The following is a 17,567-nucleotide window of genomic DNA, read 5'->3' as shown; positions in this document are numbered from 1 at the left end:
TACTTTTCAATGCTTTATCATTAAGCACAAAATTTATTCATGGAGGCCGCCATGCTGGAAATCCGCCATCTCAAGACCTTGCACGCCCTGCGCGAAGCCGACAGCCTGGTGGAGGCCGCCGAACGCCTGCACTTGACCCAGTCCGCCCTGTCTCACCAGTTCAAGGAGCTGGAAGAGCGCCTGGGCATGCCGTTATTCGTGCGCAAGACCAAGCCGCTGCGCTTCACCAGCGCCGGCCTGCGCCTGCTGCAACTGGCCGATGCGACCCTGCCGCTGCTGCGCGGTGCCGAGCGGGACATCGCACGCCTGGCCGGTGGTACCGCCGGGCGGCTGCACATGGCCATCGAATGCCATAGCTGCTTCCAATGGCTGATGCCGACCATCGACCAGTTCCGCGACGCCTGGCCGGAGGTCGAGCTGGACCTTGCCTCGGGTTTCGCCTTCGCGCCCTTGCCAGCGCTGGCACGTGGCGACCTGGACTTGGTCGTGACGTCCGACCCCCTGGAATTGCCGGGTATCACCTATGTGCCGCTGTTTACCTACGAAGCCATGCTGGCGGTGGCCAACCAGCACGCGCTGGCGAACAAGTCGTACATCGTGCCCGAAGACCTGCTCACGGAGACGTTGATCACCTACCCGGTGGAGCGCGACCGCCTGGATATCTTCACGCGCTTTCTGGAGCCTGCCGACGTCGAACCCGCCCAGGTGCGTACCTCGGAACTCACGGTGATGATGATGCAACTGGTGGCCAGCGGCCGTGGCGTATGCGGCATGCCGCATTGGGCGCTGCATGAGTACAGCTCGCGCGGCTATGTAAAGGCCAAGCGCCTGGGCGAGAAAGGCTTGTTTGCGACGCTGTATGCCGGGATTCGCGCGGACATGCTGGATGCGCCGTATATGCGCGATTTTTTGCTGACGGCCAAGGACACGTCGTTTTCCACCCTGGATGGGGTCAGCGCCGTGCGCTGACAGCCCATCAATGGGTTGATCAGGCGTTAGTGGCCAGCGAAGCGCGGTAAAACGGCAAAATGTGGTCGCGGGTCAACGGCGCCAACGGCAAGCCGCCGTCACTGGCCGGGTCTATCCAGCACACCTCTTCAATCTCTGCGGCGGGTGACACCGCCCCGTCGATATGCACCTGGAACAACTCAGCCTGCACGGTGAACCCCGGCTCATTGGCGGCGGGTGCCGAGAAGTGACCGAGATAGCTGGCCTGGCCTGGATCGATGCGCAGGTTCAGCTCTTCGTGCAGCTCACGGGCCAGGGCCTCCACAGGTTGTTCACCGGCATCGATCTTGCCACCCGGCTGCATAAAGGCCTGGGTGCCGCGCTTGCGCACCAGCAGGGTTCGGCCGTCGCTGCCGATCAACAGGGCGGCGGCAATGCGGATAGTCATGGACATGGAATAAACGCCTTATCTCAAAAGCCGGCAAGGATCACATGGGCGTTAGGCACTGGCAACCGTGTTGTCTTGAGCCTGCCTGGCGGTCACACGGTGCTGGTTAATCCGACAAACAAGCACCCCTTAAGCGACAACCTGCGCCCCTAGACTCGCAAACTCCTATTCAGCCGGGCACGCGCCATCTTCGGTGTGGCGTGCCCTCGTTATAAGAGTTTACCCATGCACACTTCATTGCCTCCCGCTTCTGAAGCTACCCAGCCCGTGACACTTCCTGTGGTGGTGCCCGCTTCGCTTTCGGCCCACGAGCAACAGGCACACCTCATTCGCGAGCTGGACAGGCTCAATGCCCAAACCGACGAACTGCTGCAAAAACAGCCGAGGCCGGGCGGCGTGTATCAGCAGCAATTGGCGGCGATATTTCCCGATGCGCCGCGGCCCATCGACCCCAACCAGATCTTCTACAGCCGTTACCAGTTGGACCAGGCCGAGCAACCGCAACTATTGTCCTGCGAGCCCCTGGGGTCGCTGATCAAGCGGTTGCGCGAAGCCGACGCGCCGGCCAGCCAGGAGACCGGCGCCTTCTACCGGGAATGCAACACACTGGACGCGGACAAACGCCTGGTTTCAATCGGCTCGATAGCGACGCTGACCAACGCGCCAGCAATTGCTATCACCCTAAGCCTGAATACGTTCTGGACCAAGGGCCAGGACGCACAACCCAACCCGCAAGAGCAGTTGGTCTTCCTGCGCCGACAAGTGCTGGCTCATCAGTTGGCCCTGGGCACAGTCGACGGCACGCTGTCGCGGGCAGGCCGGGCGCTGGCAGACAACGTGCTGAAGTACCCAAGTGCCGCGGGGCGGGAACAGGTGTTTACCGCCGCCAACAGACCCATGGTCTACCGACTGACGCTGAAGGATGGCAGTGAGTTCGCCGGCGCCTTCATCCTCAGCAGTGCGGGCACCACAGCCCTCGCAGGAAAAGTGATGCTGTACAGCCCAAGCGAAGGGTTTGAAGAATACGCAAGCCTGGAGACCTTGAACGAAACCGTCGTGGCGCGAATACGTGAGGGGCTGTTGGCAGGCAAGCTGCTGATCGCCAGCCTGCCAAACGCGGCGCGTGCGGTGCTGAGCGATGCGCCCGAACTGGCTGAGCAACTGGCACAGATCATCGCGGACGTGATCATCGACAGCATCCACTCACTACGAGTCCGCCAATTTCATGCAACCCGCAACACCTTGCGCAACGAGACATTGCCATCGGCCGGCGAGCTTGACCTGAGTGCAGACCTGGCGCCGCAGTTGGACGTCTCCCATGCTCTCGCAGCGCGAAACCTGCGCCTGCTGGAAGCCGACCCCGTCTGGCTGAAATTGGCCGAGCCTCAAGAGCAGGTCCAGTACCGCGAACTGGAACAAGCGCTGCTTGATAGCCATCAGGCACTCACGCCACTGCTTGAGAACATCGCGACACTCCAGGCGTTTTCGCAGCAAGAGACCGAGACGGTGCTCAAAAGACAGAAGCCGGCCTTTACCAACGTGGAGATAGCCACCTATAGAAGCCTGGTCCATCTGCGCGTGTCCAATTCCAGGACGGCCGAGGTCACAGGCTATCGTGACGAGGAAACGGCCACGGTCTACATCAGCCAAGACCCCAAGATACATATCCCAGAGTATCTGGCGCAGCGAAAACTGACCTGGGGCACCTGGAAGACACAAGTCGCTGTGGATTTGCGCACCCTGGAAAGTTATGCCCGGCGCAATCTCGACCCTTGGTCCGTGCATGACATACACCGAACGATCAGCGCCACCGCCAACATCTTCGACACCGCCGGGAAAAAGTGGGGGGCGCTCGACAATACTGATTTACGCGCCCTCGCCCAGGAGGCCGACATTGGGCAAAAATACGCCGCGTACCTTCGGTCAGCCTTCTCCGAGAGCGGCACGGGAAGCACCTTCGCCACCGCCTGGCAGCGCGCCTGCGCGGCGCAAATGAACAAGGATGCCCTTGAGACTCGCCTCAACCCTGCCGCCCACACACTGTTTACTTTCCAGACCCCCGGCAGCGGGTTTGACTGGATAAAGGCCATCAACGAACACCCCGACTCCAGCACCCGCCCCCGAGTGAGCGGGTTCGAAATAGAGGTCAACCTGCTGGTGCTGGGCGGCGCGCAGGCACGGGGTCAAGGGGGGCAGGTAATCAATCGCGTCCTGGTCATTCATCGAAAAGGCACCAGGCCTGACGGGGTCAGTGTGCTCTATACCCCGGAGGCGCCGGATGACGTGCCCTTCAGGGAACTGGCCAACGGGCTGGCGCAACTGGACGCACTGAAAGCGAAACCCGAATGGAAAGCCTATTTCATCCAGCGGATGGCCACTAATGATGCGCTGGAGATCACACGGATCTTCAACGATACCCGCGGCGTGCACCGGTATGCCTTGACGCCGATAACCGGTAATTTCCTCGCATACCTGTATTCCGCGCAACTGGGCTTTCAACTCTCCCACGCCGATTTCCGCTCACGCAGCAATGCCGAAATTTCCCTGGAGTCGACGGTGAACGCCTTTATGTTTGGCGTGGAAACCGCCGACTTTCTGCTCGGCCTGATACCCGCCAAGACGGCGCAGGCGCTTTTGCGCCGCAGCATCAATCGAGGGTTGGGCCTGGCCAGACAACTGGGGCACCGCATCCCGGGGCTGGTGAAAAAAACCGGCGTGGGGCAAAAAACCAGCGTCGCGTTGGCAGGAGCCGCAATAAGGCCGCTGGAACCCGCCTGGCTCGACGTTGCAGCTTATCGGTTGCCGGTACGGATTGAGCCGTTATTTGATTTGCCGGCCTTTGCCCAGGCCCATCATTACAAGCTGTCGCGACCGGTGGGCAGCGCCCCGTGTTTTTTTGATAAACACAATAACCAACTGATCGCGATGCGCGATGAGACCGGCCGCTATCACCTGTTTCAGTCTTATGTGGAGGACGGTGCGCGTTATGTAAAAGCCCCGGCAGGCAACCGCCCAGACTTTATGGTGGTGCCGGGTGATGCAAAAAGCTGGAAGCCACGTTTCGAACGACATACCCGGGGTGGAGGTTCAGTGTTGGGCAGCCTGCGCTCGCTCACACCTGAACAGCAAGTGGATGTGGATTTGATCGCAGCGCTTGGGGTTTATGCATCAGAAGCGGACATGCGGGTTTGCGAAGAAATCATTAAAAAAATGAGTCAACACCAGAAGCGACAACTTCTGAGTAACGCACGACAATACGCAAGCAGGCCTCTAGATGAGGCCGAATTTCGCCGCCGGCTATCAGACCCGGACAATTTGAATCCACGCACTAAAAATGAATTACGCAACGCCTTGTTAACACTCCGGATCGAGCTGGATATTTATAACGAACTGAACCTATCAACACGGATATGGACGCCGCCCCTATCGGACTCAAACAAAGATCAACTGTTTAAAAAAATAAAGAAAATAATTGGCAAAAATGAAAATTTCTCAAAAGAAATTTTGTCTACGATTGGTGTTTTAGACCCCGATACTGGCGCGCAATTTTTAGGTTTCACTGTTACGAAAAAACAGGAGCGCGCGCTAGATGTGTTTGTAAACAAATACAAACTTGATACGTGGCAGGAAGACTCAATCAACGCCTTTTTAGACGAAGGAGACAGATACTCAGTTGTCGAACGATATGCCTCTAGGAATCAAATCACCCTCGAGACAGCACTGATTCAGTTTTTATCGGACTCCGATATAAAAAAAGATTTAGCCCTATTCAGGATTAAATTTTTAAAGAAAAAACTCGAGGACCTGAACGTTGCTTCCTATGCGGATGATTTCAAACAAACCAGAACACCCTATATCGTCATATCGCGAGGCAATCAGCAAAGTCCCGACGCACCCGCGCACATGGTCGACAGCACCGCTATCGCCAAATTTGAAAGCGGCCTGTCCCAATTTTCAACGCCACTAGAATTCGACACACCACGCGTTCAAACACATAGAGTTGACAGGCCACCCACCCGGCCCGCGCCTCCCGCTGTTCCAGAACCCATACCGACCCGAGATCCGGCCGTCAACATCGTGAGGCTGGATGAACTGGCAGAAACCCAAAAAACACTCCTGCCAGACCCGGCCAGAGCAAAACTTGAGGAAATCATCCAGGATATTGAAGCAGGCCGTGTCAGTCGCAAGAAAATCGGCAACTTTACCTATGTGGATTTACCCCAAGTGCAGGCAGGCGCGGGCCGGGGTCTATGGCGCGTGGCGATTGAAAAAGCCGGAAAAGAGGACGCCAAAGATATCTTCATACTCAGGGGTATCTATGATTACCACGCCAGCAAGCCAGTAGCCTGGGGGGTGTAGAACAACACAGCCCTAGGTGAGCAGCAGCGGTTCGTCGGGCGCCTTGATAAACACGCTGTACTTGGCGCCTTCCATCGCTTCAAACGCAATCAACTTATCGACCAGCGGCAGGTTCAGCACCTTGCCGGCGTTGAGCAGCAGCATGCCGTTGTCGGCATTGAGGTTGCGCGCCAGCACCATGCCCTCGGCCAGTTCGCGGGTGGTCAAGACTTTCACGCTCGGGTCACCCAGCGTCACGTCACTGAGGAACGCGGCGCAGGCCTGCACGAAGTCTTCGACCATGCCCGGGTCATAGAGCTTGCCGGCGTATTTGCGAATGTAGAGCAGTGCTTCATCGCTGTTCATCTGGCGCTCGAGAATCAAGCCCTTCTGCAATTCGATAAAGTCGACGGCCAGCTTCAATAACCGCGCGCCGGCAGGGATCGACTCACCTTTGAGATGGTCTGGAAACCCTGTGCCGTCCCAGCGCTCCTGGTGATGACGGATCAAACGCGCCGCGTCCTTCATCGGCTCCAGGGTCATCAGCAATGACTCGCTCTGGGTCGGGTAAGCCCGGTAGCGCTCCCGGTCGGTGCTGTGCAGCAAGTCCGAGGGTGCGACCATCATGCTGTCGCTCCAGCTCAACTTGCCGATGTTGTAGAGCGCGGCGGCCATGGTCAGGTCACGGGCGCTGGCATCGTCCAGCGCCTGAGCCTTGCAATACACCCGAATCAGCTCGATCAACTGGCGGTTGGTCTGCTTCTGCTTGGGCAGGCGCAAGTTGGCCAACAGCGAAAACACTTCGGTGCCGGTCACATAGCTGCGCTTGAGTTCATCGTAAGCCAGGTCGAGCATGTCGGCGGTTTGCTGCAGTTCGCTGGTGCGCGCCTGCACGCGCTTTTCCAGGGTGGCGTTGAGGGCCTTCAACTCGTCGTTCTGTGTGTGGGTCAACTGTTCAAGACGCAACCGCTCGCGCTCGGAATGCCGGTGCTCCAGGGACTGGCGCAACGTCAGGAGCATTTCCTCGTCGTTCCAGGGTTTGCTGATGTAGCAGTGAATCTGACCTTCGTTGATCGCCTTGATCATCATGCTCATGTCGGCATAGCCAGTCAGCAGGATGCGGGTGGTGGACGGGTACAGGCGGTGGGTTTCGGCCAGCAGCATCGCACCATCCATCGTCGGCATGCGTGCGTCGGTCATCACCAGGTCAATGGGTTGGGCCGCCATGATCTCCAGGGCCTGGGCACCACTGCCGGCCAGCAACACATCATAGGGTTGGCCACGCAACAGGCGGCGCAGGCTATTGAGGATCGATTCTTCGTCGTCGACCAGCAAAATGGTGGGGGTGTAGGGGGACGTCGTAGCGAGTTGTTCATCCATGGCGACACCTCCTGGCAATGACACACAATTGCTTCATTGCGCCCCAACGTAATCCATCGCTGTACTTGCGCAAACATTGAGCGCTAGATGAATGCCGGGGCAACTGGCGTTGATTTGACGCCAACTGGCCGACTTATTCAAGGAGCCGACTATGCTGGTGGGATGAAACCGGTGCCCCACCCTGTTTACTTCACGCATTCAAGGTAAGGAAACCCTATGCGCCAGAAACCGGCGTTACCCGCTTCTCGGAACCAGCCATGACCCCCCGCTCAGGCCGGGCCAATCGACGTATCCTGATCGTGGACGACACGGCCTCGATCCATGCGGATTTTCGCAAGGTGCTGTGCGCCGATGCCAATGGCGGCCAGTCCCTGGACAGCATTGAAGAAACCCTGTTCGGTACCGCCCCGGCAGTGCGTCAGACCTTTGTGCTCGACTCCGCCTATCAGGGCCAGGAAGCCCTGGAGCTGGTGAACAAGGCCCTGGCTGACAATGCCCCCTATGCCCTGGTGTTCATCGACATGCGCATGCCCCCGGGCTGGGATGGCCTGGACACCATCGAACAGCTGTGGAACGTGGACCCTCACCTGCAAATCGCCCTCTGCACGGCCTACTCTGACTATTCCTTTGAAGCCATCGAAGCGCGCCTCCAATATGACGATCAGTTGCTGATCCTGAAAAAGCCATTCGACGATCTCGAAATCCGCCAGATGGCTACTGCCTTGACGTGGAAATGGCAACTGGCCCACGACGCTGCACTTAAACTGATCGGGCTCGAACGCACCATTGAAGAGCGGGTCCAGGAACTGCTCAAAGTCTCGCACCTGCTGCAATACGACGCCCTCACAGAACTCCCCAACAGCACACTGCTGGGCGACCGCCTGACACAAGCCATCGCGGTCTGCCGGCGCCATGACACCCAGTTGGCAGTGATGTTTATCGGTCTGGACCGCTTCAAACGCATCAACAACGCACTGGGCCACCCGGTCGGCGATGAAATGCTCAAGCAGGTGAGCCAAAGCCTGGTGGCCACGGTGCGCGAGTCGGACTCGGTGTTTCGCTACGGCTCCGACGAATTTGTACTGATCCTCAACGACATCAAGCATCCCCAGCAAACTCAGTACATTGCCGAAAAACTCCTCGCGGCCGTCAGCGCGACCCGCTATGTGGCCGGCCACGACCTGAGCGTCACCGCCAGCGTAGGCATCAGTGTTTACCCTGACGACAGCAGCAGCGCCGTGGAGTTGATCAAAAAAGCCGAAACCGCGATGCACACCATCAAGGACCAAGGCCCTAACGATTTCAGCTTTTTCATCGACGAAATGAACCTGCGTGCCCAGGAACAGCAAAGCCTGGAAAGCGCCATCCGGCTGGCGTTGCTGCGCAATGAGTTTATCGTGCATTACCAACCGAAACTGGACTTGAACAGCGGGCAGATCGTCGGCGCCGAAGCCTTGATTCGCTGGCACCAGCCCGACCACGGCTGGATCTACCCCTCGGCCTTCATTCCCGTGGCCGAAGACAGCGGCCTGATCGTGCCGTTAAGCCAATGGGTGTTGCGCCAGGCCTGTGAGCAAGCGCGCGCCTGGCAGGTCGCCGGCCTGCCGCCTATCTGCATCTCGGTGAATATCTCGGCGATTGATTTTCGCCAGCGCAATTTTGTCGCCAATCTGGTGGAGATCCTTGAGCGTACGGGCCTGGCCCCGCATTTACTGGAGCTGGAGATCACCGAACGGGTATTGATGCAAAACGCCGAAGACACGTTGACCACCCTTCGACGCATCAAAACCTTGGGGGTGCGGCTGTCCATCGACGACTTCGGCACCGGGTATTCCAGCCTCAGCTACCTGCGGCGCTTTCCCATTGATGTGCTGAAGATCGATCAATCGTTCATTCGCGGCTTGAGTGAAAACAGCCAGGATGCGCAACTGATCAGCGCCATCATCAGCCTGGGTAAAAGCCTGGACCTGAACATCATCGCCGAAGGCGTGGAAACCGTTGAGCAATTGGTGTTCCTCAAAGCCCACCAGTGCGAGGAAGGCCAGGGGTTCCTGTTCAGTAAAGCCGTGGCCGCCGAGGATTTCGCCCAGTTACTGCAAGCCGGACAACGCAGCCTGATGCCTGCTTACTAACCTTCTGCCCAAGGAACGACCGCTTGAGCCATGCCTTGCCACGCTCTTTGCGTCTATCACCTCAGGTGCTTGGCTTTGCCATCATGCTGGGGTATGGCGCCTGCCAGCCGGCCACGGCCGCGCCGCTGGATGGCCCGCTCAAACCACTGCCACCGGTGCCGATGCTGGATGCAGCCACTGTGGAGCTGGGCCGTCAGTTGTTCAATGAAACGCAGCTGTCCGTCAATAACAGCCTGTCTTGTGCCAGTTGCCATCACCTGGAAACGGGGGGTGTGGATAATCGGCCGTTTTCCCTGGGCTTCGATGGCCAGCCGGTCGGGCTCAACACGCCGACGGTGTTCAATATCAGCCTGAACTTCAAGCAATTCTGGGACGCCCGGGTCGATACCTTGGAGGCACAGGTTGAGCAGGTGGTCACCAGCCCCATGGAAATGGGCAACGACTGGAAAACCGTGGTCAAGACCTTATCCGCCCTGCCCAACTACCAGACCGCATTCCAACAGATCTACCCCGACGGCGTGACGCCAGCCAACGTGCAAAACGCCCTCGCCACCTATGAACGGACCCTGCTCACGCCCAATTCGCGCTTTGACCAGTACCTGCAAGGCAACACCGATATCCTCACGACCCAAGAGAAGTACGGCTACCAGCGCTTCAAGGACTATGGCTGCATCGCCTGCCATCAGGGTGCAAATATCGGCGGCAACATGTACCAGAAGTTCGGCGTGATGGGCGATTACTTCGCGGCCCGCGGCAACCCGACCGACGCAGACCTGGGGCGCTACCTGCTCACCCAAGATGAAGAAGACCGCAACGTGTTCAAGGTACCGAGCCTGCGCAACGTGGCAGTCACCGCTCCGTACTTTCACGATGCCTCGGCCAATACCCTGGAAGAGGCCGTCGATATCATGTTCACCTACCAGTTGGGGCGAATCCCCTCGGCGGAGGACAAGACACTGATCATCCAATTCCTCAAGACGCTAACCGGCGAATGGGCAGGCAAGCCCTTATGAAATCGTCACGCCTGGCCAGCTTGCTCACGCTCAGCGGCATCGCCGTGATACTGGCCTCGGTGCTGGTGTTCCTGTACCTCAAGTCGGTCGGCGACTCATCTACTGCCTACACCGAGTCCCGCGACCTGATCCGCCAGATCAAACAACTCAACGCCCAATGGGACGTCGAAGTGCTCAAGGCCCGGATCGCCCTCACCCATAATTACGACCCGCTGGTGGCCCCGCTCAACGAGATGAGCGAGCTATGGGCCACGCTGGAACGCCGCGAAGGCCAACATCGCCACGCGAACCCCGCCGACTGGCAGACCGCCCAGGCGGCTTATCGCCAGTCGATCCAGGAGAAGGCGCGTTTGGTCGAACAGTTCAAATCCCACAACGCAGTGCTGCGCAATTCCCTGGCCTTTTTGCCGACGGCCGAGGACGACATCCAGGCCCACTTCCTGCAACTGGAAGACGCCGACAAACTGCAACAGCAAAGCATCGCCACCGACACCTATGACTTACTGCTCAGCGCCCTGGAATTTGCCCAAGTGACGAGCGACGACAGGGCTGCGGACATCCTCGTCGGCCTGAACAAACTGGCTATCAATCAACAAAACCTGCCCGATGCATTCCAGGTACCCGTGGGCATTCTCAGCAATCACATTTCGCTGATTCTGCGCGAGCAACCCAAGGTCAACGACCTGCTTGATCGTATCGCCGCCATCCCCCTGTCCGATCAACTGGACGCCCTGACCACCCAACTCAACCAGGACCAGACAGCCGCCGACCTTATCGATCAGAAGTACCATCGCTACTTGCTGGTGTTTGCGAGCCTGCTGGTGGTGGTGCTGTTGTACCTGGCCATCCGCCTGCTACGCAGTTTTGCCGAGATCAACCGGGTCAATCGTGCGTTGCAAGCGGTCAATGAAAGCCTTGAGCAACGCGTTGAGGCGCGCACCCTGGAACTCAAGAATGCCCAGAGCGAACTGCTCGACAGCGCCCGCCAGGCCGGTATGGCGGAAATCGCCACCAATGTGCTGCACAACGTCGGTAACGTGCTCAACAGCGTGAACATCTCTGCCGAACTGGTCGCCCGAAAGCTGCGCACCAGCAAGGCACTGGGGCTGGGCAAGGCCATGCAACTGTTCAACCAGCACCCGGATGACCTTGGCGCTTACCTGCGTGAAGATGAGAAAGGCAAACTGCTGCCCGGCTACCTCAACCAACTGGTGGAGGCCATCGCCCTCGAGCAACAGGGCCTGACCGATGAGTTGGCGCAATTGAGCAAAAGCGTGGACCACATCAAGGACATCGTCTCCACCCAGCAATCCTATGCCGGTGTTTCCAGCGTGCTGGAGCCCGTGCAAATCAGCGCCTTGATGGACGACGCCCTGCGCATGAACTCCGGCGCGCTCAACCGTCACCATGTGACGGTGGTCAAGGAGTACGCCCAGGTGCCTGAGTTGATGGCGGACAAACACCGGCTGCTGCTGATCATGGTCAATCTGATCAGCAACGCCAAATACGCGATGTCGAACCTCGTCGACCGCCCGCGCCAGATCACTTTGTCGATCACCACCGTGGAGGACAGCCTCGTGCAAATCAGCGTCAAGGATGAGGGCGAAGGCATCCCCGCCGAGAACATGACGCGGATCTTCACCCACGGTTTCACCACGCGCAAGGAAGGCCATGGGTTCGGGCTGCACAGCTGCGCCCTGGCCGCGATTGAAATGAATGGCCGCCTTACCGCCCATAGCGACGGGCCAGGCAAGGGTGCTGTGTTCACCCTGCAAATCCCCCTCAACGATGCAGCAGGCCAAGCATGAATGAACCTACGAACCGGCGCATTCTACTGATCGACGACACGCCCTCGATTCACGAAGACTTCCGCAAAATCCTCATGCCGCCCCTGGAGCAGAATCAGGTCCTGGACGATATGGAAGCCCTGCTGTTCGGCGCCCGCGAAAACCCGCAAGGCCCCACGTTCGAGCTGGACTCGGCCTACGGTGGCCAGGAAGGTCTGACGTTGCTCGAACACGCCATGGCCGAGCAACGCCCTTATGCCCTGGCGTTCGTGGACATGCGCATGCCCCAAGGCTGGGACGGCGCCCAGACTATTGAAGAACTGTGGCGAGTCGACCCAAACCTGCAGGTGGTGGTGTGTACGGCGTATTCGGATTATTCCTGGGAGGAGTTGCTGTTTCGCCTACACGCCCATGACCGGCTGCTGATCCTGAAAAAACCTTTCGACAATATCGAAGTGCAGCAGATGGCCAATACCCTGGCCGCCAAATGGGAAATGGCGCGGCGTGCATCCTTGCAGACCAGTCACCTGGAGCACTTGGTGGAGCAGCGTACCCAGGCGCTGACCCTGGCAAGCCAGGCTTTACAGCTGGAGATCGACGAGCGCAAACAACTGGAAAGCCAACTGGTGCAATCGGAAAAGCTCGCTTCCCTGGGCCAACTGGCGGCCGGCGTGGCCCACGAGATCAATAACCCGGTGGGGTTTATTTCTTCCAACCTTGGCACCCTGGGCGGCTACTTCAACCAGTTGCAGGAAATGCTCGATGCCTATCGGCAGGCAGAAACCGCCCCGGGCGCTGAGCATTTAGAAGCCCTGCGCCGGCGCCTGGACCTGGATTTCCTCAAGGAAGACATTCCCACGCTGCTGCGCGAGTCCAAGGAAGGCATTGGCCGTGTGGTACAGATCGTCAAGGATTTGAAGAACTTTTCCCGGGTGGACAACGACCAGACCTGGCAGTGGGCAAATCTGCAGCAGGGCATTGATTCGACCTTGAACATCGTCGCCAGCGAACTCAAGTACAAGGCCGATGTGATCAAGCACTGCACACCGTTGCCGGACATCGAGTGCCTGGCCTCGCAGCTCAATCAAGTGGTGATGAACCTGGTGATCAACGCCGCGCAAGCCATGGGCCCGGAGCGTGGCACCATTACCCTCAGCAACGGGGTGGAGGGCGAGACTATCTGGCTGGAAGTCGCCGACAACGGCTGCGGCATTGCCCCAGACACGCTGCAGAAAATCTTCGACCCGTTCTTCACCACCAAGCCGGTGGGCGAAGGGACGGGGTTGGGGCTTTCACTCTCCTACGGAATAGTGAAAAAACACCGTGGCGTCATCTCCGTCAGCAGCGAACTGGGCAAAGGCACCACTTTCCGGGTGGTGCTGCCCATTCGCCAAACCGTCTAGCCGCCCTCAGGCCTCGGCTTTTTTCGGATTCGAGCCAAACGAAGCGAAACGCTTGTTGAAGCCGGCAATCCGGCCTTCGGCCTGGGTCTTGCGCTGCTGGCCGGTGTAGATGGGGTGCGACGCGCTGGAAACGTCCAGCGGGATGTAGGGATAGGTGTTGCCGTCACTGTGTGTGTGGGTGCGGTCACTGTCGGCGGTGGAGCCGATCAAAAAGAACACGTCGGCAGCGGTGTCGTGGAACAGCACGGTGCGGTAGTCGGGATGGATACCAGGTTTCATAGAGCCTCCGAGGCGTTTGGATGCATTTGATTTGTTATACAGTAACACAAACAAATACACTCAAACGAGAACCGATTGCATTAAGAACAGGCTAGGCTCTTCTATACCCTAACCAGTCAGCTGATCGTCAACGCTGCGTTCAACCCCGCCAGCCGTCTATTCCGTGCCAGTCTGTCCCACCTGTAGTGCCAAATTGAACATTCCCACAGGTTGTCTATGGTTTCCTTACAGGCGCAGAATGTTGCATCGACCTGAAGAGTCCGAACCCAAGGAAACCGTATGAGCCTGTCCTTGCTAAGCCGCTACGCCTTCTTCGCTGTGTGCGTCATTTTCACCCTCGCCAGCCTCCCCTTTATCGAACATGAATGGCTGTGGCCCATCACCCTGGTCACCGGCATCCTCAGCCTGATCGGCATTTTCGACCTGCTGCAAAGCCCCCATGCGGTGCGCCGCAACTACCCGATCCTGGGCAATATCCGTTACCTGGTGGAAGGCATTCGTCCGGAAATCCGCCAATACCTGCTGGAGTCCGACAGCGACGCCCTGCCCTTCTCCCGGGCCCAGCGTTCGCTGGTTTATTCCCGCGCCAAGAACGAAACCGCCGACAAACCCTTCGGCACCTTGATCGACGTGTACCAGTCGGGCTTTGAATTTATCGGCCACTCCATGCGCCCGGCACCGTTGAGTGACCCGAGCGCATTTCGCGTGATGGTCGGTGGCCCACAGTGCACACAGCCGTACTCGGCATCGGTGTTCAATATCTCGGCCATGAGCTTCGGCTCGTTGAGCGCCAACGCGATTCGCGCCCTCAACCAAGGCGCCAAGCTCGGCAACTTTGCCCACGATACCGGCGAAGGCAGCATCAGCCCCTACCACCGTGAAAACGGTGGCGACCTGACCTGGGAACTGGGCAGCGGCTATTTTGGCTGCCGCACCAGCGATGGCCGTTTCGACCCGGAACGCTTCGCCGTGCAGGCACAGAACCCGCAAGTGCGCATGATCGAAATCAAGATGAGCCAGGGAGCCAAACCCGGCCATGGCGGGATTCTGCCCAAGCACAAAGTCACCCAGGAAATCGCCGACACCCGCGGCATCATGATGGGCGAAGACTGCATCTCGCCATCGCGCCACAGTGCGTTTTCCACGCCCATCGAGTTGATGCAGTTCATTGCCCAGTTGCGCGAACTGTCCGGCGGTAAACCGGTGGGCTTCAAGTTTTGCCTGGGTCACCCATGGGAGTTCATGGGCATCGCCAAGGCCATGCTTGAAACCGGCATTCTCCCCGACTTTATCGTCGTCGATGGCAAGGAAGGCGGCACCGGCGCCGCGCCGGTGGAGTTCACCGACCATATCGGCGTGCCGCTGCGTGAAGGCCTGCTGTTCGTGCACAACACCCTGGTCGGCCTGAACCTGCGTGACAAGATCAAGCTCGGCGCCAGCGGCAAGATCGTCAGCGCCTTCGATATCGCCAGCGTGTTGGCCATCGGCGCCGACTGGGCCAACTCGGCGCGTGGCTTCATGTTCGCCATCGGCTGCATCCAGTCGCAAAGCTGCCATACCAACAAATGCCCGACCGGCGTCGCCACCCAGGATCCGCTGCGCCAACGCGCACTGGTGGTGCCCGACAAAGCTCAGCGCGTATTCAACTTCCACCGCAACACGCTTCACGCCCTGGCCGAAATGCTCGCCGCCGCTGGCCTGGATCATCCATCGCAGCTGTCGGCCAAGCATTTGGTGCGGCGTATGTCGGCGACCGAGATCAAGCTGTTTTCACAGTTGCATGTGTTCTTGAAGCCCGGTGAATTGCTCACGGGTGAAGTGAATGGCGAGTTCTATTCGCGCATGTGGCAGATGGCCCGGGCGGACAGTTTTGAGCCGCATGAAAGCGCTGCGGCTTAAATAAGGACGCCTGCCATGCTGAAGGTCATCGCCGAAGATTTCATCCAGCCCGAACACCTGGACACCGTGCGCCCGTGGTACGCCGAGCTGGTGGAAAAAACCCGCCTGGAACCGCTGTGTATCGCCTACGAGTTATTTGTCGATCAGAAAGACCCCGGGCACTTCATTTTCGTTGAGCAGTGGCCCGATCAGGCGGCGCTGGATGCACACTGCCAGACGGAACACTTCACCCGGCTGGTGCCACAGATCAACGCGCATCAGGCCAAGCCCTGCCGGGTGTTGTTAATGGACGCTTTCTGAACATAGCCACTGCCCGCTGAGCCAGACCAGCGACGGCATCACTGAAACCAAGGAGGTTCACATGCCGTTATTGGACTTCGCCGCCATCGCCGCGCAACTGCCGCAGAGCTGGCAATCCACAAGCCTGGGCCAGGTCGGCCCGGCGCGGATCAAGGTGTTGCGCATGGACGGGCGGGCGTATGAAGAAGAAACCCACGATTACAACGAAGGACTTTTTGTGGTCAGCGGCCTGTTGCTCTTGAGCATCGACGATAAGGAAATCTGTGTGGATGCCGGCCAGATGTACCTTGTAGAAGCCGGTACTGCTCATGCCGTACTGCCCGGTAGCAAAGGCGCGTTGGTCATCATTGATGTCTAGAGACATTCAGTAATACCCACCCTTTGCAATTGCTTACAAATACCGCCAACCTGCGCCCGCCCGACGTGCGGCGTGCGAAATGCCGTGCGCTCGCCGGTCATCACCCAACAACTTGTTCAAGAGCCCGCTGCCATGCTGAACGGACGCGACCCGCGCATCGATTTTTTTCGGGGCCTGGCGTTGATCTTCATTTTCTGGGATCACGTCCCCCACAACCCTCTGGGTCTGATCACCTTGCGTAACTTCGGCTTCAGCGATGCGGCGGAAGTGTTCGTGTTTCTCGCCGGGTTCGCCTCGGTGCTGGCCTACGGCAAGGTCATGCAGCGCGAAGGCTACTGGATGGCCTGCCTGAAGATCCTGCGGCGCACCTGGGTGTTGTACGTGGTGCATATCTTCCTGCTGGCGATGTTGATGGGCATCGTGTTCTTCGCCAACAGCCATGTGGAAACCCGCGACCTGGTGGCCGAGATGGGCCTGACGCACTTTGTCACCCATCCACAACAGGCGCTGACCGATGAGCTGCTGTTGCGCTTCAAGCCCAACCTGATGGACCCGTTGCCGCTGTACATCGTCTTGCTGGCCGGTTTGTCCGTGGTGCTGCCGCTGATGGTCCGCGCCACCTGGGCGGTGGTGGGCGTCTCGCTGGTGGTGTACCTGATGGCGCCGTGGATGGGTTGGAACCTGCGGGCCATTGCCGATGGCGTGTGGTATTTCAACCCCGTCACCTGGCAGTTGCTGTTTGTGCTGGGGGGCGCCGCCGCGATCTACAGCCAGCGGCCCAGAGCCCCCGAGACGCGGCCCTTGCTGCGCCAACCGCTGTTTGTCGCGGCGCTGGTATATGTGCTGGTCGCCGGTGTGATCACGCTGTCGTGGCTCTGGCCTGAGGTTCATGACGCGGTGATGCCCGCAACCCTCAACAACTGGCTGTACCCGATCAGCAAGACCGACCTGTCGCCGGTACGTTTGCTGCACTTCCTGGCGCTGGCCTATGTCACCGCCAAACTGTTGCCGGGCAGCACGTGGACACAGAACTGGCCAGCACAGCAAACCTGCCGGATGGGACGTTATTCGCTGGAAGTGTTCTGCCTGGGCGTGCTGCTGGCGCCATTGGCGGATATGGTCAACGCCCTGGCCGGCGATACTTTCGCCATGCAGGTCTTCACCGCGCTGGTGGGTGCTGGCGTGATGGCCTTGCTGGCCGCGTGGCTGGAGTTCAACAAGCGACTGGCCCAACCCAAGCAGGCCAGCCCAGCCTGAGGATGTCGCCATGCCCTGACGGAGC

The 17,567-nt window shown here is 59.0% G+C and carries 13 protein-coding genes; 10 read left to right on the top strand and 3 right to left on the bottom strand.

What is annotated here, in order from left to right; genetic code table 11:
• Positions 1–51: 51 nt before the first annotated feature.
• Positions 52–969: a transcriptional regulator MetR gene (gene metR / locus JFT66_RS10530; RefSeq protein WP_034118334.1), complete on the top strand. Its 918-nt coding sequence runs from the start codon at positions 52–54 to the stop codon at positions 967–969.
• Positions 970–988: 19 nt separating this feature from the next.
• On the opposite strand, the gene JFT66_RS10525 is transcribed toward metR, so the two are convergent.
• Entirely contained in the window at positions 989–1,402 is a 414-nt protein-coding gene (locus tag JFT66_RS10525; RefSeq protein WP_153839768.1) for an NUDIX hydrolase, read from the bottom strand.
• Positions 1,403–1,621: 219 nt separating this feature from the next.
• Here JFT66_RS10525 and JFT66_RS10520 point away from each other — a divergent pair, with 219 nt between their 5' ends.
• Positions 1,622–5,755 carry a dermonecrotic toxin domain-containing protein gene (locus JFT66_RS10520; RefSeq protein ID WP_198859231.1) on the top strand — a complete coding sequence of 1,378 codons (4,134 nt, stop codon included), beginning with the start codon at positions 1,622–1,624 and terminating at the stop codon, positions 5,753–5,755.
• A 12-nt stretch (positions 5,756–5,767) separates the two neighbouring features.
• Here JFT66_RS10520 and JFT66_RS10515 read toward each other — a convergent pair whose 3' ends face one another.
• Complete coding sequence (locus JFT66_RS10515) at positions 5,768–7,114, bottom strand: HD domain-containing phosphohydrolase (RefSeq protein WP_198859230.1); 1,347 nt, start codon at positions 7,112–7,114, stop codon at positions 5,768–5,770.
• Between the two features lie 257 nt (positions 7,115–7,371).
• On the opposite strand from JFT66_RS10515, the gene JFT66_RS10510 reads away from it, so the two are divergent.
• The 4 genes from JFT66_RS10510 (at position 7,372) to JFT66_RS10495 (ending at position 13,449) form a co-directional block, all read left to right on the top strand.
• On the top strand, positions 7,372–9,246 hold the full coding sequence (locus JFT66_RS10510) for a putative bifunctional diguanylate cyclase/phosphodiesterase (protein ID WP_034118338.1): 1,875 nt from the start codon (positions 7,372–7,374) through the stop codon (positions 9,244–9,246).
• Positions 9,247–9,329: 83 nt separating this feature from the next.
• The gene (locus tag JFT66_RS10505) at positions 9,330–10,259 is read left to right on the top strand and encodes a cytochrome-c peroxidase (protein WP_052224563.1); all 930 of its coding nucleotides are present in this window, start codon (positions 9,330–9,332) and stop codon (positions 10,257–10,259) included.
• Complete coding sequence (locus JFT66_RS10500) at positions 10,256–12,067, top strand: DAHL domain-containing protein (protein ID WP_198859229.1); 1,812 nt, start codon at positions 10,256–10,258, stop codon at positions 12,065–12,067. Before JFT66_RS10505 ends, JFT66_RS10500 begins: the two co-directional genes overlap by 4 nt.
• Positions 12,064–13,449 (top strand): ATP-binding protein, encoded by a 1,386-nt coding sequence (locus JFT66_RS10495; RefSeq protein ID WP_198859228.1) that lies wholly within the window; start codon positions 12,064–12,066, stop codon positions 13,447–13,449. The genes JFT66_RS10500 and JFT66_RS10495 overlap by 4 nt, the downstream gene beginning before the upstream one ends.
• A 6-nt stretch (positions 13,450–13,455) precedes the next feature.
• Here JFT66_RS10495 and JFT66_RS10490 read toward each other — a convergent pair whose 3' ends face one another.
• Positions 13,456–13,728: a type B 50S ribosomal protein L31 gene (locus JFT66_RS10490; protein WP_034118342.1), complete on the bottom strand. Its 273-nt coding sequence runs from the start codon at positions 13,726–13,728 to the stop codon at positions 13,456–13,458.
• 279 nt (positions 13,729–14,007) lie between these two features.
• Here JFT66_RS10490 and JFT66_RS10485 point away from each other — a divergent pair, with 279 nt between their 5' ends.
• The 4 genes from JFT66_RS10485 (at position 14,008) to JFT66_RS10470 (ending at position 17,542) form a co-directional block, all read left to right on the top strand.
• Positions 14,008–15,627, top strand: a complete 1,620-nt coding sequence (locus JFT66_RS10485) for an FMN-binding glutamate synthase family protein (protein ID WP_034118343.1) — start codon at positions 14,008–14,010, stop codon at positions 15,625–15,627.
• Positions 15,628–15,642: 15 nt separating this feature from the next.
• Complete coding sequence (locus JFT66_RS10480) at positions 15,643–15,927, top strand: putative quinol monooxygenase (protein ID WP_034118344.1); 285 nt, start codon at positions 15,643–15,645, stop codon at positions 15,925–15,927.
• 61 nt (positions 15,928–15,988) lie between these two features.
• Positions 15,989–16,285 (top strand): cupin domain-containing protein, encoded by a 297-nt coding sequence (locus tag JFT66_RS10475; protein ID WP_198859227.1) that lies wholly within the window; start codon positions 15,989–15,991, stop codon positions 16,283–16,285.
• A 132-nt stretch (positions 16,286–16,417) separates the two neighbouring features.
• Entirely contained in the window at positions 16,418–17,542 is a 1,125-nt protein-coding gene (locus JFT66_RS10470) for an OpgC family protein (protein ID WP_034118307.1), read from the top strand.
• Positions 17,543–17,567: the final 25 nt, after the last annotated feature.

It is taken from the genome of Pseudomonas sp. MF6755, from assembly GCF_016405635.1.
GTDB classification, from domain to species: Bacteria; Pseudomonadota; Gammaproteobacteria; order Pseudomonadales; family Pseudomonadaceae; genus Aquipseudomonas; species Aquipseudomonas haemolytica.
This window is presented reverse-complemented; position numbering and strand designations above follow the sequence as displayed.